Below are 20758 nucleotides of genomic sequence, written 5' to 3'. Positions count from 1 at the left end.
CCGCCCGGTGGGGCCGTGGTCCGGGCATCGGTCGAGCTCAGCCCTTGCGCAGGCCCTCGGTGTACGCGCGGCACTTCTCGTAGTCCGGCAGCAGACCGCTCGCGATCGCCTCGGCGAGCGAGGGCGCGGCGGCGTCGCGGGCGGACAGCTGCGGGGCGTCGGTGGGCCACTCGATGCCGAGGTCCGGGTCGAGCGGGTGCACCGCGTGCTCGCCGGTCGGGTTGTAGGTCTCGGAGCAGACGTACGACAGGGTGGCGTCGTCGGTCAGGGCGCAGAACCCGTGGCCGAGGCCCTCGGCGATGTAGACCGCCTTGCGCTCGACGTCGTCGAGCCGGACGAACTCCCACTTCCCGAAGGTGGGGGAGCCCACCCGCAGGTCGACGATCACGTCCAGGACGGCGCCGCGCACGCAGCTGACGTACTTGGCCTGGCCGGGCGGGACGTCGGCGAAGTGGATGCCGCGCACCACGTCCTTGGCGGACACCGACAGGTTGCCCTGGGCCAGCCGCAGCGGGTGGCCGACGACCTCCTGCAGGTGGTCGAAGCGGTACCACTCCATGAACAGGCCGCGCGGGTCGCCGTGCAGCTGCGGGGTGACCTCGACGGCGCCCTCGATGGACAGCTCGCGGAACTTCACTTGGCCGCCTCCTCGTCGAGCAGCGCGATCAGGTACTGGCCGTAGCCGCTCTTGCACAGCGGCTCGGCCAGCTCGCGCAGCTGCGCGTCGTCGATCAGGCCGGCCCGCCAGGCGGCCTCCTCGATGCAGCCGATCTTGAAGCCCTGGCGCTCCTCGATGACCCGGACGAACTCCGAGGCCTGGACCATCGAGACGAAGGTGCCGGTGTCCAGCCAGGCGGTGCCGCGGTCGAGCACGGTGACGTGCAGCTCGCCGAGCTTGAGGTACTCCTCGTTGACGGCGGTGATCTCCAGCTCGCCGCGGGCGCTCGGCGTCAGGTCGCGGGCGATCTCCACCACGCGGTTGTCGTAGAAGTACAGGCCGGGCACCGCGTAGCGGGACTTCGGCGCGGTCGGCTTCTCCTCGATCGAGATGACCTGGCCGGCCTCGTCGAACTCGACGACGCCGTAGGCGGTCGGGTCGGCGACGGGGTAGGCGAACACCATGCCGCCCTGCGGGTCGGTGCGCTGGGCGAGCCGGGTGCCCAGGCCACTGCCGTGGAAGATGTTGTCGCCCAGGATCAGCGCGACCGGCTCGTCGCCGATGAAGTCGGCGCCGAGGACGAAGGCCTGGGCGATGCCCTCGGGCTTCTCCTGGACGGCGTACTCCAGCTTCAGCCCGAACTGGGAGCCGTCGCCGAGCAGACGCTGGAACTGCTCCTGGTCCTGGGGGGTCGTGATGATCAGGATCTCGCTGATCCCGGCCATCACCAGGGTGGACAGCGGGTAGTAGATCATCGGCTTGTCGAAGACCGGGAGGAGCTGCTTCGAGACAGCCCGGGTCAGCGGCCAGAGTCGGGAGCCGGTGCCGCCGGCCAAGAGGATTCCACGCATGCCCCGCAGCTTATGTGAGGCCCGCGGGCCTCTGCCGGGCCGGGGCGGAGGGTTCTCCTCGCCCCGGTAGACTGCCCGCACTATGCGCATCCTCGTCACCGGCGGCGCCGGCTTCATCGGTTCAGAGTTCGTCCGGCAGCTGCTCGGCGCCGACGCAACGGATCAGATCACCGTCTTCGACAAGCTCACCTACTCCGGTGTCGAGGCCAACCTGGCCCCGGTCGCCGGGCACGAGGGCTACGCCTTCGTCCGCGGCGACATCTGCGACGCCGAGGCCGTCGACCAGGTGATGCCCGGGCACGACGTGGTCGTGCACTTCGCGGCCGAGTCGCACGTCGACCGCTCGATCGAGGGCGCCGGCCCGTTCGTGGTGACCAACGTCCTCGGCACCCAGGTGCTGCTGGACGCCGCCCGCAAGCACGGTGTCGCCCGCTTCGTCCACGTCTCCACCGACGAGGTGTACGGCTCGATCTCCGAGGGCTCCTGGACGGAGGAGTGGCCGCTGGCCCCCAACTCCCCGTACTCCGCCTCCAAGGCCGGCTCCGACCTGCTGGCGCTCGCCTACCACCGCACCCACGGCATGGACGTGGTGGTCACCCGCTGCTCCAACAACTACGGGCACTACCAGTTCCCGGAGAAGGTCATCCCGCTGTTCACCACGAACCTGCTGGACGGCAAGAAGGTGCCGCTGTACGGCACCGGCGGCAACATCCGCGACTGGCTGCACGTCTCCGACCACTGCCGCGGCATCGAGCTCGCCATGCGCAAGGGCCGGGCCGGCGAGGTCTACAACATCGGCGGCGGCACCGAGCTGACCAACAAGGAGCTCACCGAGCTGCTGCTGCAGGCCGCCGGCGCGGACTGGTCCTCGGTCGAGCCGGTCGCCGACCGCAAGGGCCACGACCTGCGCTACTCGCTCGACATCACCAAGATCAGCGAGGAGCTGGGCTACACCCCGCAGGTGCGCTTCGAGGACGGCCTCGCGGCCACCATCGCCTGGTACCGCGAGAACCGCGCCTGGTGGGAGCCGCTGAAGGCCAAGGCCGCCCTGCGATGACGAACCCGGTGGCCAAGCTGCTGGGGGCGCTGCCCCCCGGTGTGCGGCTCGTCGCGGGGGGCACCGTCGTGCTCGGTGCCTCCTCGTACATCTTCCTGGCGCTCGCCGGGCACGGCTTGGACACCACGCAGGTCGCCGGGGTCTCGATGCTGTGGACCCTGGTCATGTCGGTCGGGTACGGGCTCTTCTCGCCGGTCGAGCTGGAGCTGAACCGGCTGGTGGCCGCCCGTGACGTGGCCGGCCAGGGCCCCGGGCCGGCCATCCGGCGGGTGCTGCTGGCCACCGTCGCGGTGCTCGCCGTGGTGCTGGTCGGCGTCGCGGCCGCGGCCCGTCCGATCGCCGACCGGTTCTTCTCCGGTGACCTCGGCCTGGTGGTCGGCATGGGCGGCGCCCTGGTCGGCCTGGCGGTCAGCTCGGTCGCCCGCGGCGCGCTGGCCGGCCTCGGCAAGTTCGGTGCGTACGGCCTCCAGCTGGGCGTCGACGGCGGTCTGCGGATCGGCCTGGCCGCGCTGATCCCGCTGTTCGGCGTGCACTCGGCGTTCGCGTTCAGCCTGATCCTGGTGATCGCGCCGCTCGCCGCCTCGGCGATCGGGATGCGCTCGGTCCTCGCCGACCGGCGCGGCGGCCCGGCCCCGGCCTGGCGCGACGTCGTCACCGGCCTCGGCCTGCTGACCGGCTCGACGCTGCTGGCGCAGCTCATGGTCAACGCCGCGGTGGTCAGCGTCGGCGTGCTCTCGCCGTCCTCCAAGGCGCTGATCGCGGCGCTGCTCAACGCGGTGGTGCTGGCCCGGGTGCCGCTCTTCGCGTACGCCGCCATCCAGGCCTCGCTGGTCTCCTCGCTGTCCGGCGCCGCGGCGGCCGGCAACCACGGGGAGTTCCGCAAGGTGCTGCTGCGCACCGGCGGCATCGTGGTGCTGATGTGCACCGCCGCCGGTGTGCCGACCGTGGTGCTCGGCCCGTGGGCCATCCGACTGTTCTTCAAGGCGCAGGACGTGCTCGGTCCGGTCGACTTCCTGTGGCTGTCGCTCGGCACGCTCTGCTACATGCTCGCCACGGTCTTCGGCCAGGCGCTGCTCTCGCTCGGCCGTCACCAGCGGCAGTTGGCCTCCTGGCTCGCCGGCACCGTGGTCCTGGTCGCCGTCACCGTGGTGCCCGGCGCGATCGCGACCCGGGTCGAACTCGCCTACCTGGCTGGTGCCGCCGTGAGCGCGGCTGCCATGCTATGGGCGCTGAACCGCTCCCTGGCCGCTCCGGCCGGGCCCGTGACGGAACAGCCGGAACCGCTGGCGACTCCTCAGTCGTCCGAGGTCTGAGGCTCCGTCGACCGGGGCTACCACAACCGGCGGCGGCAGGCACGTAGCGCCACGCCTTTTACACTGTGATTACTTGGCCACGCCACTGTCGCTGAAAGGCGCCCTCAGTCGTGCATCTCACCGTCATCACCTCGATCACCGGCGTGCTGGTGCTCGTCTACATCCTGGAGCTGCTGCGTCGCCAGCAGCTGCGGGAGAAGTACGCGGCGATCTGGCTCGCGATCGGCGTCGTCGTCGCGCCGCTCGGCTTCTTCCCGACGATCCTGGACTCGACCGCCCGGAAGCTGGGCATCGCCTCCGGCGTCAGCCTGGTCCTGTTCGCGGGCTTCGTCCTGCTGCTGCTGGTCTCGCTGCACCTGAGCTGGGAGGCCTCCCGGCTGGAGGCGGAGACCCGCACCCTGGCCGAGGACGTCGCGATGATGCGCGCGTACCTGGCCGAGCACCACGACTACCCGATCGCGCGCAGCAACAACGACGCCGCCAAGGCGACCGACCCCGGGGTGACGGCATGATCGACGGCAAGCGGGTACTGATCATCCTCCCGGCCTGGAACGAGGCCGAGGGACTGCCCAAGATCCTCCGCGAGATCCAGCAGAAGCTGCCGGGCGTGGACACCCTGGTCGTCGACGACGGCTCGGTCGACGACACCGCGGCCGTCGCCGCCGCGCACGGCTCCAAGGTCGCGCAGCTGCCGTACAACCTGGGCGTCGGCGGCGCCATGCGCTTCGGCTACCGCTACGCGCACCTGCACGACTACGACATCGCCCTGCAGTGCGACGCGGACGGCCAGCACGACCCCTCGTACGTGCCGTCGCTGATCGCCAAGCTCGACGAGGCCGACCTGGTCATCGGCGCCCGCTTCGCCGGCGAGGGCTCGTACCGGGTGCGCGGCCCGCGCTCCTGGGCGATGAAGCTGCTCTCGGTGGTGCTCTCCCGGATCGCCCGCACCCGGCTGACCGACACCACCTCGGGCTTCAAGGCCTGCAACAAGCCGATGATCGAGTTCTTCTCGCAGTGGTACCCGGTCGAGTACCTGGGCGACACGATCGAGAGCATGGTCGGCGCGGCCCGCTGCGGCTTCGTCATCCGGCAGGTCCCGGTCGCGATGCGCGAACGGACCACCGGCACGCCCAGCGCCTCCCCGATCAAGGCGACCATCTACCTCGCCCGGGCCGGCCTGGTCCTGCTGCTCGCGATGATCCGCCGGATGCCCAAGCACATCAAGGCGATCCAGCCCGCCGCCAAGAAGGCGGCGACGCCCGCCCGGCAGCTCGCCGGGCGGAGCTGAACCGGGCCGGGTGCCCGGGGCGTCACGAGGGTGGGGGAGGTTGGACAGCCCGTGTTCGTGCACGGGTTCTGTGCAACTTGTTAGCGTGAACTCCACGAACGGCCGTCCTCGCCGGCGCCTCCGGGCGACCGCACGGCCGCGATCGGGGCCGAACGGCCTGCCGGGTCTCTCGTAGCCCGGACCATCCAGGGGAAGAGTCGGACTTCAGTGCAGACAACAGCAGACACCGTCGGTGAGCACCGCGGTGCCCAGCAGAACAGACGACCCGAGCCGGGGGAGGGGCGGTCCGAGCTGACGGACCGCCTGGTGCGGCGGTTCGACGAGATCCGGACCCGCCGGTGGTTCTGGCCGGTGGCGCTGGTCGTCGGCTACGCGCTGGAGGTCGTCTTCCGCCTCGTGCTCGTCCGGGGCCTGGACTTCCCCTCGGTGCACCCGGACGAGGACACCTACCTCGTGCTGTCGCGCGTCCTGGCCGGCCGCTCGACCACCGAGGTCCCGGTCGGCGTGGTCATCCCGGGCGGCTACCCGCTGCTGATCTCCCCGGCGATGCGGCTCTCCTCCGACCCGACCACGGTCTACCACCTGATCCTCGGCATCAACGCGCTGCTCAACGCGCTGGTGTTCCCGCTGGCCTACCTGGCGCTGCGCCGCCTGGGCGTGCGCCGACTGCTGGCGTACGTGTTCGGCGGCGTCGCCGCGCTGCTGCCGCCGGTGATCTTCTACTCGCAGTTCGCCATGTCGGACACGGTCCTGCCGGTGCTGATCCTGAGCTGGCTGCTGTGCATGCACGGCTGGCTGACCGAAGGCCCGGTGAAGCGGCGCTACTGGTACGCGATCGGCATGGGCCTCGCGGCCGGCTACTCGATGGCCACCCACGACCGCGGCGGCGTCGTGGTCGCGGTGACCGGCGTGGTCCTGGTCGGCGTGCTGGTGCTGCGCTGGGCGCCCTGGCGCACCACGCTGGTCGGGCTCGGCGCGCTCGGCGTCGGCGCGGGCGGCGCGAAGGCGCTCGCCTGGTGGCTGGAGCGGCAGTTCACGGTGCCGCCGAGCCAGGTCGGCACCTTCCTGATGGACGGCCTGAAGGACTTCAGCATCCTCCATCGCACCCTGACCCGGACGGTCGGCCAGGTCTGGTACTTCATCGTCTCGACCTGGGGCATCGGCGGGCTGGCCATCGTGGTCTGCGTCTTCGCGGTGTTCAGCGGCCGCTTCCAGCGGCCGGACCGGATCGTCGGCGGCGTCATGGTGGCGCTGCTCTTCGGCACCGCGCTGGCCTCCGCCGCGGCGCTGCCGGACGACGCCCGGATCGACGACTGGGTGTACGCCCGGTACACCTCGTACCTGATCCCGGCCGCCTTCGTGGCGGGCACCGCGATCCTCGCCCGCTTCCCGCGCAAGCGCCTCGGGTACGCGGCGATCGCCACCGCCGGGTTCACGCTGCTGCTGGCGCAGGGCGTCATCTGGTCGGCCGGCTCCAAGCTGCGCACCCAGGTGTTCGTGCTGTGGGGCATGCCGGACGCCGCCTTCCTGGCCGCGGACTGGTCGAAGCTCAACATGATGCGGACGACGGCCGCCGCGTTCGTGGTCCTGGCGGGCGTCGTGCTGCTGCTGCTCGCGGGCGGCCGCAAGGTGATGTGGGCGATCGGCGTCACGCTGGCGTTCTTCGCCTGCTTCTCGATCTCGACGATCACCGAGCACGTCTCCCAGCCGTTCTCGAAGTGGCGCAAGCCCGCGGCCACGGGGTTCACCCAGGCCGCCGGGATCAAGCCCAAGGACAACCTGGTGATCGCCTGGGACGTGGACTGGGGCCTGCGGGCCACCCAGACCTACGAGATCTACCCGGGCCGGGTCTGGTACCGGGACCCGCGCTGGCAGCCCGTCCCGGAGGGCGCCACGGCCGTCCTGACGCCGATGCCGACCGACCCGAAGGCGACCCCCGAGTCGTACTGGCCGACCCACCCGGCGAACTGGTACGTCGACCGGACGGACAAGCAGGGCGGCTGGGTCATCTGGCGCCAGCGCTGACCGCCGAGCGGCGCACGGACCACCCGATCGGGGCCGGTGAGGAGCACCTCACCGGCCCCGATTGGCATCCGGGCTGCTCCATGTGGCAGTATGTCCAAGTTGCTCGGTTGAGTGCCGATGCTGCGCGCCTCCCGCCGGGAGGACCGGAAGCGAGTCCCATGTACTCGTCGTTCCCGTGATGGCCGTCAAGCGTGAGTTCTACGCCACGGCAGCTGCGGGGCGGACGTACGGGAATCTTCCGGGAAGCGTGTGCGGGGCCTCGACCCGGCGCCCCCCACCCCGAAAGTTTGAAACCGACGAAGTACTTCGCCGGTTTTTTGCAAGCGCGAAGGCGACACGCCCGAGCGCGGGGGTCGGAGAGGGGGTCGTGCAGTGACTAAGGACAAAGGACTACTGAGTAGCCATGGCGGGACAGAAGATCCGCATCCGGCTCAAGGCCTACGACCACGAGGTCATCGACTCCTCGGCGAAGAAGATCGTCGAGACGGTGATCCGTACTGGTGCGCAGGTCGCGGGCCCGGTGCCGCTGCCCACTGAGAAGAACGTGTACTGCGTCATCCGCTCGCCGCACAAGTACAAGGACTCGCGCGAGCACTTCGAGATGCGTACTCACAAGCGTCTGATCGACATCCTCGACCCCACGCCGAAGACGGTTGACTCGCTCATGCGTCTCGACCTGCCGGCTGGCGTCGACATCGAGATCAAGCTCTGAGAGGCGCACCGAAGATGGCTAAGCAGATTAAGGGCATCCTGGGCGAGAAGCTCGGCATGACCCAGGTCTGGGACGAGAACAACCGGGTCGTTCCGGTGACCGTCGTCAAGGCTGGGCCCAATGTCGTGACCCAGGTCCACACCGCCGACAGCCCGGCCGGCTACGACGCCGTCCAGATCGGCTTCGGCGAGATCGACCCCCGCAAGGTGAACAAGCCCCTCGCGGGCCACTTCGCCAAGGCCGGTGTCACCCCGCGCCGCCACCTGGTCGAGCTCCGTACCTCGGACGCGTCCGAGTACACCCTGGGCCAGGAGATCACCGCCGAGCTGTTCGAGGCGGGTGTCAAGGTCGACGTGACCGGCACCTCCAAGGGCAAGGGCTTCGCCGGTGTCATGAAGCGTCACAACTTCAAGGGTCTCGGCGCCGGTCACGGCACCCAGCGCAAGCACCGCTCGCCCGGTTCCATCGGTGGCTGCGCCACCCCGGGCCGTGTGTTCAAGGGCCTGCGCATGGCCGGTCGGATGGGCCACGAGCGTGTGACCACCCAGAACCTGACCGTGCACGCGGTCGACGCGGAGAAGGGTCTGCTGCTCATCAAGGGCGCCGTCCCGGGCCCGAACGGCGGCCTCGTCCTCGTCCGCACCGCGGCGAAGGGGCTGTGAAGGATATGAGCACCATTGACATCCTGTCGCCGGCTGGCGACAAGACCGGCAGCATCGAGCTGCCGGCCGAGATCTTCGACGCGAAGGTCAGCGTTCCGCTGATGCACCAGGTCGTCGTGGCGCAGCTCGCTGCGGCCCGTCAGGGCACCCACAAGACCAAGACTCGTGGCGAGGTCCGCGGTGGCGGCAAGAAGCCGTACCGCCAGAAGGGCACCGGCCGCGCCCGTCAGGGCTCGACCCGTGCGCCGCAGTTCGCCGGCGGTGGCGTCGTGCACGGTCCCGTGCCGCGTGACTACTCGCAGCGGACCCCGAAGAAGATGATCGCCGCCGCCCTGCGCGGTGCGCTCACCGACCGGGCCCGCCACAACCGCATTCACGTCGTCACCGGCGTGACCGCGACCGAGGCGCCGTCGACCAAGGCCGCCAAGAGCCTGTTCGGCAAGATCACCGAGCGCAAGAACGTCCTCCTGGTCGTCGAGCGCGAGGACGAGCTGGGCCTGAAGTCCGCTCGCAACCTGCCGCACGTGCACATCCTGGACGCCGGTCAGCTGAACACCTACGACGTGCTCGTCTCCGACGATGTGGTCTTCACCCAGGCCGCCTTCGAGCGTTTCGTGGCCGGTCCGGCCGCGTCCGCCAAGGCCGTTGCCGCTGAGGGCGAGCTCGAAGGGAGCGCCGCCTGATGAGCGACGTTACGAGCAAGACGTTCACGGACCCCCGTGACGTCCTGGTGAAGCCGGTCATCTCCGAGAAGAGCTACAGCCTTCTCGACGAGAACAAGTACACGTTCATCGTGTCGCCGGGCGCCAACAAGACCCAGATCAAGCAGGCCGTCGAGGCGGTCTTCTCGGTCAAGGTCGAGGCTGTCAACACGATCAACCGTCAGGGCAAGCGCAAGCGCTCCAAGACGGGCTTTGGCAAGCGCAAGGACACCAAGCGCGCCATCGTGACGCTGGCCGAGGGCAACCGCATCGACATCTTCGGTGGTCCGGTCTCCTGAATCAGGAGATCGTGATCGTCGATTAGGACGAGGACGAGAGAGCCAAATGGGCATCCGCAAGTACAAGCCGACTACGCCGGGCCGTCGCGGCTCCAGCGTGGCCGACTTCGTAGAAATCACGCGGTCCACTCCGGAGAAGTCGCTGGTTCGCCCGCTGCACAGCAAGGGCGGCCGTAACAACGCCGGTCGTGTCACCGCTCGCCACCAGGGTGGCGGTCACAAGCGCGCCTACCGCGTGATCGACTTCCGTCGTCACGACAAGGACGGCGTGCCGGCCAAGGTCGCGCACATCGAGTACGACCCGAACCGCACCGCGCGCATCGCGCTCCTGCACTACGCGGACGGCGAGAAGCGCTACATCATCGCGCCGCGTGGCATCACGCAGGGTGACCGGATTGAGAACGGCGCTGGCGCCGACATCAAGCCGGGCAACAACCTGCCGCTGCGCAACATCCCGGTCGGTACCACCATCCACGCGGTGGAGCTGCGTCCCGGCGGCGGTGCCAAGCTGGCCCGCTCGGCCGGCTCCGGCATCCAGCTGCTGGCGCGTGAGGGCAAGATGGCGCACCTGCGCATGCCCTCCGGTGAGATCCGTCTGGTCGACGCCCGCTGCCGCGCCACTGTCGGCGAGGTCGGCAACGCCGAGCAGTCGAACATCAACTGGGGCAAGGCCGGCCGTATGCGCTGGAAGGGCGTCCGCCCGACCGTGCGTGGTGTCGCCATGAACCCGATCGACCACCCGCACGGTGGTGGTGAGGGTAAGACCTCCGGTGGTCGCCACCCGGTCTCGCCGTGGGGTAAGCCCGAGGGCCGCACCCGTCGCCCGAACAAGGCGTCGGACAAGCTCATCGTGCGCCGCCGCAAGACCAACAAGAAGCGCTAGGAGCAGGTCAGATGCCGCGCAGTCTTAAGAAGGGCCCCTTCATCGACGGCCACCTCATCAAGAAGGTGGACGCTCAGAACGAGGCGGGTACTCAGAACGTCATCAAGACCTGGTCCCGTCGTTCCGTGATCTCGCCGAGCATGCTCGGTCACACGATCGCGGTCCACGATGGCCGCAAGCACGTCCCGGTGTTCGTCACCGAGTCGATGGTCGGCCACAAGCTCGGCGAGTTCGCTCCGACCCGCACCTTCCGTGGCCACGTGAAGGAAGACCGGAAGTCGAAGCGCCGCTAGGTGCCCCTGCTGCGGCTCCGCCGCAGAGGTACTGAGCTTTAGCGCCAGAACGACTCAATGACTTACTCCATTAAGGGGACAACCATGGAAGCCAGGGCACAGGCGCGGTACATCCGCGTGACGCCCATGAAGGCCCGCCGCGTGGTGGACCTCATCCGTGGCATGAATGCCACGGAGGCCCAGGCCGTCCTGCGTTTCGCTCCGCAGGCCGCCACCGTGCCGGTCGGCAAGGTGCTCGACAGCGCCATTGCCAACGCCGCGCACAACTACAACCACTCCAACGTGGACGACCTCTACATCTCCGAGGCGTACGTTGACGAGGGCCCGACCCTGAAGCGGTTCCGTCCGCGTGCCCAGGGCCGCGCCTACCGGATCCGCAAGCGGACCAGCCACATCACCGTGGTCGTCAGCAGCAAGGAAGGGACCCGGTAATGGGCCAGAAGGTTAACCCGCACGGGTTCCGCCTCGGCATCAGCACGGACTTCAAGTCCCGCTGGTACGCCGACAAGCTGTACAAGGACTACGTCAAGGAAGACGTCGCGATCCGTCGTCTCATGACGAAGGGCATGGAGCGCGCCGGCATCTCGAAGGTTGAGATCGAGCGCACCCGTGACCGCGTCCGCGTGGACATCCACACCGCCCGTCCGGGCATCGTGATCGGCCGCCGCGGCGCGGAGGCCGACAAGATCCGGGGCAACCTGGAGAAGCTGACCGGCAAGCAGGTCCAGCTGAACATCCTCGAGGTCAAGAACCCCGAGCTGGACGCCCAGCTCGTGGCTCAGGGCGTCGCGGAGCAGCTGTCCTCCCGCGTCTCCTTCCGCCGTGCCATGCGCAAGTCGATGCAGGGCACCATGAAGTCCGGCGCCAAGGGCATCAAGGTCCAGTGCTCCGGTCGTCTCGGCGGCGCCGAGATGAGCCGTTCGGAGTTCTACCGCGAGGGCCGTGTGCCGCTGCACACCCTGCGCGCGAACGTCGACTACGGCTTCTTCGAGGCCAAGACCACCTTCGGCCGCATCGGCGTGAAGGTCTGGATCTACAAGGGCGACGTCAAGAACATCGCCGAGGTCCGCGCTGAGAACGCCGCTGCCCGCTCGGGCAACCGCCCGGCCCGTCCCGAGGGTGGTCGTCCCGCCCGCGGTGGCGAGCGCCGTGGTGGCGAGCGCGGTGGCCGCGGCCGTCGTCCCGCCGCTGCCGAGGCCCCCGCGGCCCCGGTCGCCGAGGCTCCGGCTGCCGAGAACACCGGAACGGAGGCCTGACCCCAATGCTGATCCCCCGTAGGGTCAAGCACCGCAAGCAGCACCACCCGAAGCGTCGCGGCGCTTCGAAGGGTGGCACCGAGCTGGCGTTCGGCCAGTACGGCATCCAGGCCGTGACCCCGGCCTACGTGACGAACCGTCAGATCGAGTCCGCTCGTATCGCGATCACCCGTCACATCCGTCGTGGTGGCAAGGTCTGGATCAACATCTACCCGGACCGCCCGCTCACCAAGAAGCCGGCCGAGACCCGCATGGGTTCCGGTAAGGGTTCGCCGGAGTGGTGGATCGCGAACGTGCACCCGGGTCGGGTCATGTTCGAGCTGTCGTACCCGAACGAGAAGACTGCGCGCGAGGCGCTCACCCGTGCCGCGCACAAGCTTCCGATGAAGTGCCGGATCGTCCGGCGCGAGGACGGTGAAAGCTGATGTCGGCCGCTACCAAGGCTGCTGAGCTTCGTCAGCTGGACAACGAGGCCCTCGTTGCCAAGCTCCGCGAGGCCAAGGAGGAGCTGTTCAACCTCCGCTTCCAGGCGGCGACCGGGCAGCTCGACAACCACGGCCGGCTCAAGCTGGTCCGTAAGGACATCGCGCGGATCTACACCCTGATGCGCGAGCGCGAGCTGGGCATCGAGACGGTGGAGAACGCCTGATGACTGAGAACACCAACGAGACGCGCGGTTTCCGCAAGACCCGCGAGGGTCTCGTCGTCAGCGACAAGATGGACAAGACCGTCGTCGTCGCCGTCGAGGACCGCGTCAAGCACGCGCTGTACGGCAAGGTCATTCGCCGTACCAACAAGCTGAAGGCGCACGACGAGCAGAACGCGTGCGGTGTCGGCGACCGTGTCCTCCTGATGGAGACCCGGCCGCTGTCCGCGACGAAGCGCTGGCGCGTCGTCGAGATCCTCGAGAAGGCCAAGTAACGAAGCCGATGTGGTACGGCCGTATGTGCAGCGGGTCCCCCCGGGACGCCGGTGTGAGCAGCGGCCGGCCCGTCGACTCTCGTTGACGATCAGGAGAAAGCTGTGATCCAGCAGGAGTCGCGACTGCGTGTTGCCGACAACACTGGTGCCAAGGAGATCCTTTGCATCCGTGTTCTCGGTGGCTCCGGTCGCCGCTACGCCGGAATCGGGGACGTCATCGTCGCGACCGTCAAGGACGCGATCCCCGGTGGTTCGGTCAAGAAGGGTGACGTCGTCAAGTGCGTCGTCGTCCGCACCGTCAAGGAGCGTCGTCGTCCGGATGGCTCGTACATCCGCTTCGACGAGAACGCCGCTGTCGTGCTGAAGAACACCGAGGGTGACCCCCGCGGTACCCGCATCTTCGGCCCGGTCGGCCGCGAGCTGCGCGACAAGAAGTTCATGAAGATCATCTCGCTGGCGCCGGAGGTGCTCTAACCCATGGCGAACAGCATGAAGATCAAGAAGGGTGACCTGGTCCAGGTCATCACCGGCAAGGACAAGGGCAAGCAGGGCAAGGTCATCCAGGCCATGCCGGCTGAGAACAAGGTCCTGGTCGAGGGTGTCAACCGGGTCAAGAAGCACACCAAGCCGGGTCCGGGTACCCAGGGTGGCATCGTGACCGTCGAGGCCCCGGTGCACGTCTCCAACGTCCAGCTGGTCGTGGAGAAGGACGGCAAGAAGGTCGTCACCCGCGTCGGCTACCGCTTCGACGACCAGGGCAACAAGATCCGCGTTGCCAAGCGGACCGGTGAGGACATCTGATGTCTGAGACGACTGTTGAGAAGGTGGCCCCCCGCCTCAAGGAGCGTTACAACTCCGAGATCAAGGGCCAGCTGCAGGAGCAGTTCTCGTACGAGAACGTCATGCTGATCCCCGGCCTGGTCAAGGTCGTGGTCAACATGGGTGTCGGCGAGGCCGCCCGTGACAGCAAGCTGATCGAGGGCGCGATCCGCGACCTGACCGCGATCACCGGTCAGAAGCCGGCCGTGACCAAGGCTCGCAAGTCCATCGCGCAGTTCAAGCTGCGCGAGGGCCAGCCGATCGGCACCCACGTCACCCTCCGTGGTGACCGCATGTGGGAGTTCCTGGACCGTCTGGTGTCGCTGGCTCTGCCGCGTATCCGTGACTTCCGTGGCCTCTCCCCGAAGCAGTTCGACGGCCGTGGCAACTACACCTTCGGTCTGACCGAGCAGGTTATGTTCCACGAGATCGACCAGGACAAGGTCGACCGTCAGCGCGGTATGGACATCACCGTCGTGACCACCGCTCAGACCGACGACGAGGGCCGGGCGCTCCTGCGCGCTCTGGGCTTCCCGTTCAAGGAGGCGTGAGCCAATGGCGAAGAAGTCCCTCATCGCGAAGTCCGAGCGCAAGCCGAAGTTCGGCGTCCGGGCCTACACCCGGTGCCAGCGCTGCGGCCGTCCGCACTCGGTGTACCGCAAGTTCGGCCTGTGCCGTGTGTGCCTCCGTGAGATGGCGCACCGCGGCGAGCTGCCGGGCGTGACCAAGAGCTCCTGGTAATCCAGCGCTCTAGGCACCGCTAGCGACGCAGAGGTGCCCGATCCCACACCGCCCGTTTTTGGGCTGCCGTACGGATTCCCGTAAGGTAGTGGGGTCGGGCCCCCTGCCACGGCTTCCCCATGGATGCCCGTGGCCCTCTTGGGGAGGGCTCGCACCCAGTCTTACTACGACGTAGGTCCCCTGCGCTTGTGCCCCTACCGAACTCCCCGGAGTGCGGGAGGGGGACCTGGCGCGGAGAAACCACGGCGAGAGAGGCCTGAGGCCATCATGACCATGACCGACCCCATCGCAGACATGCTCACGCGTCTGCGTAACGCGAACTCGGCGTACCACGACTCTGTCGCGATGCCGTCGAGCAAGATCAAGGCGCACGTCGCCGAGATCCTGCAGCAGGAGGGTTACATCTCCTCCTACAAGGTTGAGGAGCCCGCTGAGGGCGAGGTCGGCAAGAAGCTGACCATCGAGCTCAAGTTCGGCCCCAACCGTGAGCGCTCCATCGCCGGCATCAAGCGCATCAGCAAGCCGGGTCTGCGTGTTTACGCAAAGTCCACCAACCTGCCGAAGGTTCTCGGCGGCCTGGGCGTGGCGATCATCTCCACGTCCTCCGGCCTCCTGACCGACAAGCAGGCCGCCAAGAAGGGCGTAGGCGGAGAAGTTCTCGCCTACGTCTGGTAATTCGGGAAACGGAGGTACAGCAATGTCGCGCATTGGACGGCTGCCCATCCAGGTCCCCGCTGGCGTGGACGTCACCATCGATGGCCAGACGGTCTCGGTGAAGGGCCCGAAGGGCTCGCTCACCCACGTCGTCGCCGAGCCCATCGCAATCGGCAAGGGCGAGGACGGCACTGTGCTCGTCACCCGCCCGAACGACGAGCGTCGCTCGAAGGCCCTCCACGGCCTGACCCGCACGCTGGTGGCGAACATGATCACCGGTGTGACCGCGGGCTACCGCAAGTCGCTGGAGATCAGCGGTGTCGGCTACCGCGTCAACGCGAAGGGCTCCGACATGGAGTTCGCGCTTGGCTACAGCCACCCGATCCTGGTCACCGCGCCCGAGGGCATCTCCTTCGTCGTCGAGTCCCCCACCAAGTTCCACGTGGACGGCATCGACAAGCAGAAGGTCGGCGAGGTCGCCGCGAACATCCGCAAGCTGCGCAAGCCCGACCCGTACAAGGCCAAGGGCGTCAAGTACGCGGGCGAGGTCATCCGCCGCAAGGTCGGAAAGAGTGGTAAGTAAGCGATGAGTGTCTCTGTCAAGATCGGCAAGGGCAACGCCTACAAGAGCGCCGCTCGCAAGCGCCGCGCCATCCGCGTTCGCAAGCGCGTCGTCGGCACCGAGGTGCGTCCGCGTCTCGTCGTGACGCGCTCGAACCGTCACATGGTCGCCCAGGTCATCGACGACGCCAAGGGTCACACCCTGGCGTCGGCGTCCACCCTCGACGTGTCCATCAAGGGCGCCGAGGGCGACAAGACCGAGCTGGCCAAGAAGGTCGGGAGCCTGGTCGCCGAGCGCGCCAAGGCCGCCGGCATCGAGTCGGTCGTCTTCGACCGCGCGGGCAACCGGTACGCCGGCCGCATCGCCGCCCTGGCGGACGCGGCTCGCGAGGCCGGGCTCGACTTCTAAGCCGCTCGTCGACTCTGTCGACGGACGTAAACGAGAGAGGTAATTCCAATGGCTGGACCCCAGCGCCGCGAAGGCGGCGCCGGTCGCGGCACGGGTGGCGAGCGGCGCGACCGTAAGCGTGACGGTCAGGGCAACGCCCAGGCCGTCGAGAAGACCGCTTACGTCGAGCGCGTCGTCGCGATCAACCGTGTCGCCAAGGTTGTCAAGGGTGGCCGTCGCTTCAGCTTCACCGCGCTCGTCGTGGTGGGCGATGGCGAGGGCACCGTGGGTGTCGGTTACGGCAAGGCGAAGGAGGTTCCGGCCGCCATCGCGAAGGGTGTCGAGGAGGCCAAGAAGAACTTCTTCAAGGTCCCCCGTATCCAGGGCACCATCCCGCACCCCATCCAGGGTGAGAAGGCCGCCGGCGTCGTGCTGCTGAAGCCCGCCGCCCCCGGTACCGGTGTTATCGCCGGTGGTCCGGTGCGCGCCGTCCTGGAGTGCGCCGGCATCCACGACATCCTGTCGAAGTCGCTCGGCTCGGACAACGCGATCAACATCGTGCACGCCACCGTGGTGGCTCTGAAGGGCCTCGTTCGCCCCGAGGAGATCGCCGCCCGTCGTGGCCTGCCGCTGGAGGACGTGGCTCCCGCCGCCCTGCTGCGGGCTCGTGCTGCTGGGGTGAGCGCCTGATGGCTCGCCTGAAGATCACGCAGACCAAGTCGTACATCGGCAGCAAGCAGAACCACCGTGACACCCTGCGTTCGCTTGGTCTCAAGCGCATGCACGACGTCGTGGTGAAGGAGGACCGTCCCGAGATCCGCGGGATGGCCCACACGGTCCGTCACCTGGTGACGGTTGAGGAGGTGGACTGATCATGGGCGACAACCCGATCAAGATCCACAACCTGCGTCCCGCCCCGGGTGCCAAGACCGACAAGATCCGCGTGGGTCGTGGTGAGGGCTCCAAGGGTAAGACCGCCGGTCGTGGTACCAAGGGCACCAAGGCCCGCTACCAGGTTCCGCAGCGCTTCGAGGGTGGCCAGATGCCGCTCCACATGCGTCTGCCGAAGCTGAAGGGCTTCAAGAACCCGTTCAAGATCACGTTCCAGGTGGTGAACCTGGACAAGCTGGCCGAGCTCTACCCGCAGGGTGGCGAGGTCACGGTCGAGGACCTGGTCGCCAAGGGCGCGGTTCGCAAGAACTCCCTCGTCAAGGTGCTCGGCACCGGCGAGGTCTCGGTTGCGCTGCAGGTGACGGTCGACGCCGTCTCCGGCTCCGCCGCCGAGAAGATCAAGGCCGCCGGCGGTACGGTCACCGAGCTCGTCTGAGCTCCCTGACCCCGCCGATCACCGGCTTCGAGCCCCGCACCCCCTCCGGGGGGTGCGGGGCTCGTCCTTTTACCCGGGCTTTCACCGGCGGGCCGAAATCAGCCGGTGCCGACCCTCGTTCTTTTGTGTGGCAAACCCGGGCATCCCGTACCCCGTGAGTGGGGGAGTCCCGGCTCACGCTTCTTCGGAGTGGCCGCGCACTGTTAGAGTCCGTGGAGTTCCCTTGTAGGCTGCGCGTAGGCTCGCCTGTGCCGTCTGTACGGGAGCCCGAACCGCAAACTCCCCCAATCAGGACCGACCCTCCCGCCGACGACGCGCGGGAGGCGCAGGAGGCACCGTGCTCAGTGCGTTCGCGCGGGCGTTCCAGACGCCCGACCTGCGCAAGAAGCTGCTGTTCACGCTGGGCATCATGGTGCTGTTCCGGCTGGGCTCGCACATCCCGATCCCGGGAGTCAACTTCCAGGCGGTCAACGTCTGTGTGAGCGACAGCAAGAGGAACGGCCTGTTCGGGCTGGTCAACCTCTTCAGCGGCGGCGCGCTGCTCCAGCTGACGATCTTCGCGCTCGGCATCATGCCGTACATCACGGCCAGCATCATCCTCCAGCTCCTCACCGTCGTGATCCCGCGACTGGAGATGCTGAAGAAGGAGGGCCAGGCCGGCCAGGCGAAGATCACCCAGTACACCCGCTACCTGACCATCGCGCTCGCCGTGCTCCAGGGCACCGGCATCGTCGCGACGGCCTCCAGCGGCGCGCTGTTCTCGGGCTGCCCGGTGGCGAACGAGATCGTGCCGGAGACCGGCGTGTTCCGGATCGCCGTCATGGTCGTCACCATGACCGCCGGCACCACCGTCATCATGTGGCTCGGCGAGCTGATCACCGACCGCGGCATCGGCAACGGCATGTCGCTGCTGATCTTCACCTCGATCGCCGCGCAGTTCCCGTCCTCGCTGTGGAACATCAAGCAGTCGGGCACCATCGGCGGCGGCTGGGTCGAGTTCCTGTCCGTGATCGCGGTCGGCGTCATCGTTGTGATGCTGGTCATCTTCGTCGAGCAGGCCCAGCGCCGGATCCCGGTGCAGTACGCGAAGCGCATGATCGGCCGCCGGTCCTTCGGCGGGACCTCGACGTACATCCCGCTCAAGGTGAACCAGGCCGGTGTCATCCCGGTCATCTTCGCCTCGTCGCTGCTGTACATCCCGGCCCTGGTGGTCCAGCTGACCAACAGCCAGGCGGGCTGGGCGGTGTGGATCAACCGGCACTTCGTCAAGGGTGACCACCCGATCTACATGGCCACCTACTTCCTGCTGATCGTTTTCTTCGCCTTCTTCTACGTCGCCATCTCCTTCAACCCCGAAGAAGTTGCCGACAATATGAAGAAGTATGGTGGGTTCATCCCGGGCATCCGGGCCGGCCGCCCGACGGCCGAGTACCTGAACTACGTGCTGACCCGAATCACGTGGCCGGGTTCGCTCTACCTGGGCCTGATCGCGTTGATCCCGATGATCGCCCTGGTCGCCTTCGGACAGCAGACCAACTTCCCGTTCGGCGGCACCAGCGTGCTCATCGTCGTCGGCGTCGGACTCGAAACTGTGAAGCAGATCGAGAGCCAGCTCCAGCAGCGCAATTACGAAGGGTTCCTCCGCTGATGCGTATCGTCCTCGTTGGTCCTCCCGGGGCCGGGAAGGGTACTCAGGCGCACTTGCTCGCCAAGACCCTGTCCATTCCCCACATCTCGACCGGAGACCTGTTCCGCGCCAACATCGGTCAGGGCACCCCGCTGGGGCTCGAGGCCAAGAGCTACATGGACGCGGGTCGCCTGGTTCCGGACGAGGTCACCATCGGGATGGCCAAGGACCGCATGCTCCAGCCGGACGCCGCCAACGGCTTCCTGCTCGACGGCTTCCCGCGCAACCTGGGCCAGGCCAAGGCGCTGGACGAGTTCCTCGCCGAGCAGGGCATCAAGCTGGACGGCGTGCTGGACCTGGAGGTCCCCGAGGACGAGGTCGTCCGCCGGATCGCCGGTCGCCGGCTGTGCCGCAACGACGGCGGCCACGTGTTCCACGTGGACTACAACCCGCCGAAGGTCGAGGGCGTCTGCGACGAGTGCGGCGGCGAGCTGTACCAGCGCTCGGACGACACCGAGGACAAGGTGCGCACCCGCCTGGAGGTGTACCACACGGAGACCGAGCCGATCATCGACTACTACGTCCAGCAGGACCTGGTGGCCACGATCTCGGCTCTCGGCAAGGTGGACGAGGTCACCCAGCGCGCGATCGAGGCGCTGAAGCAGAACGGCTGAGGTTCCTCAGCGACGTACGCACGTACGGCCGGGTCGCCCGTGGAGCGGGCGGCCCGGCCGTTTTCGACGTCGTACGGTGGTAGGCAGTGGTAATCCGGATTTGGAAGGCGTGACCTGATGGTGGAGATCAAGACCCCCGAGCAGATCGCCAAGATGCGAGCGGCCGGACTGGTCGTCGCCGAGGCGCTGAAGGCCTGCCGCGAGGCGGTCGCTCCCGGGGTGACCACCCAGGAGCTCAACGACATCGCCGACAAGGTGATCACCGACCACGGCGCCACCTCGAACTTCCGCGCCCACCACGGCGGCCTGTGGTTCCCGGGCGTGATCTGCGCCTCGGTGAACAACGAGGTCGTGCACGGCATCCCGGGCGACCGGGTGCTGCAGGAGGGCGACGTGATCTCGATCGACTGCGGCGCCATCCTGGACGGCTGGCACGGCGACTCGGCGATCACCGTGGCGGTCGGCGAGGTCCGCCCCGAGGTCGAGATGCTGAGCCGGGTCACCGAGGGCTCGATGTGGGCCGGCATCGCCCAGATGAAGAAGAACAACCGCCTGGTCGACGTCTCCAAGGCGATCGAGGGCTACATCCGCCGCCAGCCGCTGCCGCCCAAGGGCAAGTGGGGCATCACCGAGGGCTACGGCGGCCACGGCATCGGCACCGCGATGCACATGGAGCCGCACGTGCTGAACTACGTCGAGCGCGGCCGGGGCAAGGGCCCGAAGCTCGTCCCCGGCACGGTGCTGGCGATCGAGCCGATGGTCTCGCTGGGCACCCCGCACACCACCGTGCTGGAGGACGACTGGACGGTCGTCACCAACGACGGCACCTGGGCCTCGCACTGGGAGCACTCGGTGGCCGTCACCGAGCAGGGCCCGCTGGTACTGACCGCCTTCGACGGCGGCAAGGCCGAGCTGGCCAAGCTGGGCATCACCGCGGCTCCGGACCCGCTCGGCTAGGTGTACTCGGCCGACACGTTAGTGACACTGGCTCTCGGTAGTTGATCAAGGAGGGACCTCCGGGCGTAGTGGAGTTTGCCGCTTCACACAC

The 20758-nt window shown here is 68.1% G+C and carries 31 protein-coding genes; 29 read left to right on the top strand and 2 right to left on the bottom strand.

Features of this window, described 5'->3' with window-relative positions; translation table 11 throughout:
• Positions 1–37: 37 nt before the first annotated feature.
• On the bottom strand, positions 38–637 hold the full coding sequence (rfbC, locus tag ACPC54_RS36010) for a dTDP-4-dehydrorhamnose 3,5-epimerase (RefSeq protein ID WP_498970861.1): 600 nt from the start codon (positions 635–637) through the stop codon (positions 38–40).
• The gene (gene rfbA / locus ACPC54_RS36005) at positions 634–1509 is read right to left on the bottom strand and encodes a glucose-1-phosphate thymidylyltransferase RfbA (protein ID WP_498970859.1); all 876 of its coding nucleotides are present in this window, start codon (positions 1507–1509) and stop codon (positions 634–636) included. Before rfbA ends, rfbC begins: the two co-directional genes overlap by 4 nt.
• Before the next feature lie 82 nt (positions 1510–1591).
• On the opposite strand from rfbA, the gene rfbB reads away from it, so the two are divergent.
• The 29 genes from rfbB (at position 1592) to map (ending at position 20667) form a co-directional block, all read left to right on the top strand.
• Positions 1592–2566 (top strand): dTDP-glucose 4,6-dehydratase, encoded by a 975-nt coding sequence (gene rfbB / locus ACPC54_RS36000; RefSeq protein WP_498970857.1) that lies wholly within the window; start codon positions 1592–1594, stop codon positions 2564–2566.
• Positions 2563–3879, top strand: coding sequence for a hypothetical protein (locus ACPC54_RS35995; RefSeq protein WP_498970855.1), 1317 nt, complete (start codon positions 2563–2565; stop codon positions 3877–3879). Before rfbB ends, ACPC54_RS35995 begins: the two co-directional genes overlap by 4 nt.
• Positions 3880–3989: 110 nt before the next feature.
• On the top strand, positions 3990–4391 hold the full coding sequence (locus tag ACPC54_RS35990) for a DUF2304 domain-containing protein (protein ID WP_063773458.1): 402 nt from the start codon (positions 3990–3992) through the stop codon (positions 4389–4391).
• Positions 4388–5167 (top strand): glycosyltransferase family 2 protein, encoded by a 780-nt coding sequence (locus tag ACPC54_RS35985; RefSeq protein WP_498970853.1) that lies wholly within the window; start codon positions 4388–4390, stop codon positions 5165–5167. Before ACPC54_RS35990 ends, ACPC54_RS35985 begins: the two co-directional genes overlap by 4 nt.
• A gap of 207 nt (positions 5168–5374) precedes the next feature.
• Entirely contained in the window at positions 5375–7192 is a 1818-nt protein-coding gene (locus tag ACPC54_RS35980; protein WP_498970851.1) for a phospholipid carrier-dependent glycosyltransferase, read from the top strand.
• A gap of 403 nt (positions 7193–7595) precedes the next feature.
• A complete protein-coding gene (rpsJ, locus tag ACPC54_RS35975) occupies positions 7596–7904 on the top strand; it encodes a 30S ribosomal protein S10 (protein ID WP_012785157.1) in 309 nt (102 codons plus the stop codon).
• Between the two features lie 14 nt (positions 7905–7918).
• Positions 7919–8566: a 50S ribosomal protein L3 gene (gene rplC, locus ACPC54_RS35970; protein ID WP_031063055.1), complete on the top strand. Its 648-nt coding sequence runs from the start codon at positions 7919–7921 to the stop codon at positions 8564–8566.
• Between the two features lie 5 nt (positions 8567–8571).
• Complete coding sequence (gene rplD, locus ACPC54_RS35965; RefSeq protein WP_097237486.1) at positions 8572–9249, top strand: 50S ribosomal protein L4; 678 nt, start codon at positions 8572–8574, stop codon at positions 9247–9249.
• Complete coding sequence (gene rplW, locus ACPC54_RS35960; protein ID WP_030280768.1) at positions 9249–9566, top strand: 50S ribosomal protein L23; 318 nt, start codon at positions 9249–9251, stop codon at positions 9564–9566. Before rplD ends, rplW begins: the two co-directional genes overlap by 1 nt.
• Positions 9567–9612: 46 nt before the next feature.
• Positions 9613–10449 (top strand): 50S ribosomal protein L2, encoded by an 837-nt coding sequence (rplB, locus tag ACPC54_RS35955; protein ID WP_207810337.1) that lies wholly within the window; start codon positions 9613–9615, stop codon positions 10447–10449.
• An 11-nt stretch (positions 10450–10460) separates the two neighbouring features.
• Positions 10461–10742, top strand: coding sequence for a 30S ribosomal protein S19 (rpsS, locus tag ACPC54_RS35950; RefSeq protein ID WP_030280772.1), 282 nt, complete (start codon positions 10461–10463; stop codon positions 10740–10742).
• Between the two features lie 84 nt (positions 10743–10826).
• Entirely contained in the window at positions 10827–11174 is a 348-nt protein-coding gene (gene rplV / locus ACPC54_RS35945) for a 50S ribosomal protein L22 (protein WP_030280773.1), read from the top strand.
• Entirely contained in the window at positions 11174–11998 is an 825-nt protein-coding gene (rpsC, locus tag ACPC54_RS35940) for a 30S ribosomal protein S3 (RefSeq protein WP_498970847.1), read from the top strand. Before rplV ends, rpsC begins: the two co-directional genes overlap by 1 nt.
• Positions 11999–12003: 5 nt before the next feature.
• The gene (gene rplP / locus ACPC54_RS35935) at positions 12004–12423 is read left to right on the top strand and encodes a 50S ribosomal protein L16 (RefSeq protein WP_045693044.1); all 420 of its coding nucleotides are present in this window, start codon (positions 12004–12006) and stop codon (positions 12421–12423) included.
• Positions 12423–12647 (top strand): 50S ribosomal protein L29, encoded by a 225-nt coding sequence (gene rpmC / locus ACPC54_RS35930; RefSeq protein ID WP_031063040.1) that lies wholly within the window; start codon positions 12423–12425, stop codon positions 12645–12647. The genes rplP and rpmC overlap by 1 nt, the downstream gene beginning before the upstream one ends.
• Positions 12647–12919: a 30S ribosomal protein S17 gene (gene rpsQ, locus ACPC54_RS35925; RefSeq protein ID WP_014136278.1), complete on the top strand. Its 273-nt coding sequence runs from the start codon at positions 12647–12649 to the stop codon at positions 12917–12919. The genes rpmC and rpsQ overlap by 1 nt, the downstream gene beginning before the upstream one ends.
• A gap of 102 nt (positions 12920–13021) precedes the next feature.
• Positions 13022–13393 (top strand): 50S ribosomal protein L14, encoded by a 372-nt coding sequence (gene rplN / locus ACPC54_RS35920; RefSeq protein ID WP_030232481.1) that lies wholly within the window; start codon positions 13022–13024, stop codon positions 13391–13393.
• A 15-nt stretch (positions 13394–13408) separates the two neighbouring features.
• Positions 13409–13720 carry a 50S ribosomal protein L24 gene (gene rplX, locus ACPC54_RS35915; RefSeq protein WP_030263484.1) on the top strand — a complete coding sequence of 104 codons (312 nt, stop codon included), beginning with the start codon at positions 13409–13411 and terminating at the stop codon, positions 13718–13720.
• Positions 13720–14289 (top strand): 50S ribosomal protein L5, encoded by a 570-nt coding sequence (rplE, locus tag ACPC54_RS35910; RefSeq protein ID WP_030280779.1) that lies wholly within the window; start codon positions 13720–13722, stop codon positions 14287–14289. The genes rplX and rplE overlap by 1 nt, the downstream gene beginning before the upstream one ends.
• A 4-nt stretch (positions 14290–14293) precedes the next feature.
• Positions 14294–14479 (top strand): type Z 30S ribosomal protein S14, encoded by a 186-nt coding sequence (locus ACPC54_RS35905; protein ID WP_030055830.1) that lies wholly within the window; start codon positions 14294–14296, stop codon positions 14477–14479.
• Positions 14480–14746: 267 nt separating this feature from the next.
• Complete coding sequence (gene rpsH, locus ACPC54_RS35900) at positions 14747–15154, top strand: 30S ribosomal protein S8 (protein WP_207810340.1); 408 nt, start codon at positions 14747–14749, stop codon at positions 15152–15154.
• A gap of 22 nt (positions 15155–15176) precedes the next feature.
• Entirely contained in the window at positions 15177–15716 is a 540-nt protein-coding gene (gene rplF, locus ACPC54_RS35895) for a 50S ribosomal protein L6 (protein WP_498970843.1), read from the top strand.
• A gap of 3 nt (positions 15717–15719) precedes the next feature.
• On the top strand, positions 15720–16103 hold the full coding sequence (rplR, locus tag ACPC54_RS35890; protein WP_030280785.1) for a 50S ribosomal protein L18: 384 nt from the start codon (positions 15720–15722) through the stop codon (positions 16101–16103).
• A gap of 48 nt (positions 16104–16151) precedes the next feature.
• Complete coding sequence (rpsE, locus tag ACPC54_RS35885; RefSeq protein WP_045693041.1) at positions 16152–16772, top strand: 30S ribosomal protein S5; 621 nt, start codon at positions 16152–16154, stop codon at positions 16770–16772.
• Positions 16772–16954 (top strand): 50S ribosomal protein L30, encoded by a 183-nt coding sequence (rpmD, locus tag ACPC54_RS35880; RefSeq protein WP_030055835.1) that lies wholly within the window; start codon positions 16772–16774, stop codon positions 16952–16954. Before rpsE ends, rpmD begins: the two co-directional genes overlap by 1 nt.
• A 2-nt stretch (positions 16955–16956) precedes the next feature.
• Positions 16957–17409, top strand: coding sequence for a 50S ribosomal protein L15 (gene rplO / locus ACPC54_RS35875; RefSeq protein WP_030280790.1), 453 nt, complete (start codon positions 16957–16959; stop codon positions 17407–17409).
• A 337-nt stretch (positions 17410–17746) separates the two neighbouring features.
• Positions 17747–19057 carry a preprotein translocase subunit SecY gene (gene secY / locus ACPC54_RS35870; RefSeq protein ID WP_498970839.1) on the top strand — a complete coding sequence of 437 codons (1311 nt, stop codon included), beginning with the start codon at positions 17747–17749 and terminating at the stop codon, positions 19055–19057.
• The gene (locus ACPC54_RS35865) at positions 19057–19710 is read left to right on the top strand and encodes an adenylate kinase (protein WP_045693039.1); all 654 of its coding nucleotides are present in this window, start codon (positions 19057–19059) and stop codon (positions 19708–19710) included. The genes secY and ACPC54_RS35865 overlap by 1 nt, the downstream gene beginning before the upstream one ends.
• A gap of 117 nt (positions 19711–19827) precedes the next feature.
• The gene (map, locus tag ACPC54_RS35860) at positions 19828–20667 is read left to right on the top strand and encodes a type I methionyl aminopeptidase (protein ID WP_498970837.1); all 840 of its coding nucleotides are present in this window, start codon (positions 19828–19830) and stop codon (positions 20665–20667) included.
• The last annotated feature ends 91 nt before the right edge of the window (positions 20668–20758 follow it).

This window comes from Kitasatospora sp. NPDC094028 (genome assembly GCF_049543595.1).
Lineage (GTDB): Bacteria > Actinomycetota > Actinomycetes > Streptomycetales > Streptomycetaceae > Kitasatospora.
This window is presented reverse-complemented; position numbering and strand designations above follow the sequence as displayed.

Bases quoted from the DNA above. Each gene is read 5' to 3' on its own strand.
- ACPC54_RS35985 (WP_498970853.1), top strand. From the start codon at position 4,388: ATGATCGACGGCAAGCGGGTACTGATCATCCTCCCGGCCTGGAACGAG.
- rplX (WP_030263484.1), top strand. From the start codon at position 13,409: ATGAAGATCAAGAAGGGTGACCTGGTCCAGGTCATCACCGGCAAGGAC.
- rpsE (WP_045693041.1), top strand. From the start codon at position 16,152: ATGGCTGGACCCCAGCGCCGCGAAGGCGGCGCCGGTCGCGGCACGGGT.
- rplF (WP_498970843.1), top strand. From the start codon at position 15,177: ATGTCGCGCATTGGACGGCTGCCCATCCAGGTCCCCGCTGGCGTGGAC.
- ACPC54_RS35995 (WP_498970855.1), top strand. From the start codon at position 2,563: ATGACGAACCCGGTGGCCAAGCTGCTGGGGGCGCTGCCCCCCGGTGTG.
- rplV (WP_030280773.1), top strand. From the start codon at position 10,827: ATGGAAGCCAGGGCACAGGCGCGGTACATCCGCGTGACGCCCATGAAG.
- rplR (WP_030280785.1), top strand. From the start codon at position 15,720: ATGAGTGTCTCTGTCAAGATCGGCAAGGGCAACGCCTACAAGAGCGCC.
- rplW (WP_030280768.1), top strand. From the start codon at position 9,249: ATGAGCGACGTTACGAGCAAGACGTTCACGGACCCCCGTGACGTCCTG.
- rfbA (WP_498970859.1), bottom strand. From the start codon at position 1,509: ATGCGTGGAATCCTCTTGGCCGGCGGCACCGGCTCCCGACTCTGGCCG.
- rpsH (WP_207810340.1), top strand. From the start codon at position 14,747: ATGACCATGACCGACCCCATCGCAGACATGCTCACGCGTCTGCGTAAC.
- rplD (WP_097237486.1), top strand. From the start codon at position 8,572: ATGAGCACCATTGACATCCTGTCGCCGGCTGGCGACAAGACCGGCAGC.
- map (WP_498970837.1), top strand. From the start codon at position 19,828: ATGGTGGAGATCAAGACCCCCGAGCAGATCGCCAAGATGCGAGCGGCC.
- rfbB (WP_498970857.1), top strand. From the start codon at position 1,592: ATGCGCATCCTCGTCACCGGCGGCGCCGGCTTCATCGGTTCAGAGTTC.
- rpmC (WP_031063040.1), top strand. From the start codon at position 12,423: ATGTCGGCCGCTACCAAGGCTGCTGAGCTTCGTCAGCTGGACAACGAG.
- rplE (WP_030280779.1), top strand. From the start codon at position 13,720: ATGTCTGAGACGACTGTTGAGAAGGTGGCCCCCCGCCTCAAGGAGCGT.
- rpmD (WP_030055835.1), top strand. From the start codon at position 16,772: ATGGCTCGCCTGAAGATCACGCAGACCAAGTCGTACATCGGCAGCAAG.
- rpsC (WP_498970847.1), top strand. From the start codon at position 11,174: ATGGGCCAGAAGGTTAACCCGCACGGGTTCCGCCTCGGCATCAGCACG.
- rplC (WP_031063055.1), top strand. From the start codon at position 7,919: ATGGCTAAGCAGATTAAGGGCATCCTGGGCGAGAAGCTCGGCATGACC.
- rplP (WP_045693044.1), top strand. From the start codon at position 12,004: ATGCTGATCCCCCGTAGGGTCAAGCACCGCAAGCAGCACCACCCGAAG.
- rplB (WP_207810337.1), top strand. From the start codon at position 9,613: ATGGGCATCCGCAAGTACAAGCCGACTACGCCGGGCCGTCGCGGCTCC.
- rpsS (WP_030280772.1), top strand. From the start codon at position 10,461: ATGCCGCGCAGTCTTAAGAAGGGCCCCTTCATCGACGGCCACCTCATC.
- rpsJ (WP_012785157.1), top strand. From the start codon at position 7,596: ATGGCGGGACAGAAGATCCGCATCCGGCTCAAGGCCTACGACCACGAG.
- rplO (WP_030280790.1), top strand. From the start codon at position 16,957: ATGGGCGACAACCCGATCAAGATCCACAACCTGCGTCCCGCCCCGGGT.
- ACPC54_RS35905 (WP_030055830.1), top strand. From the start codon at position 14,294: ATGGCGAAGAAGTCCCTCATCGCGAAGTCCGAGCGCAAGCCGAAGTTC.
- rpsQ (WP_014136278.1), top strand. From the start codon at position 12,647: ATGACTGAGAACACCAACGAGACGCGCGGTTTCCGCAAGACCCGCGAG.
- ACPC54_RS35865 (WP_045693039.1), top strand. From the start codon at position 19,057: ATGCGTATCGTCCTCGTTGGTCCTCCCGGGGCCGGGAAGGGTACTCAG.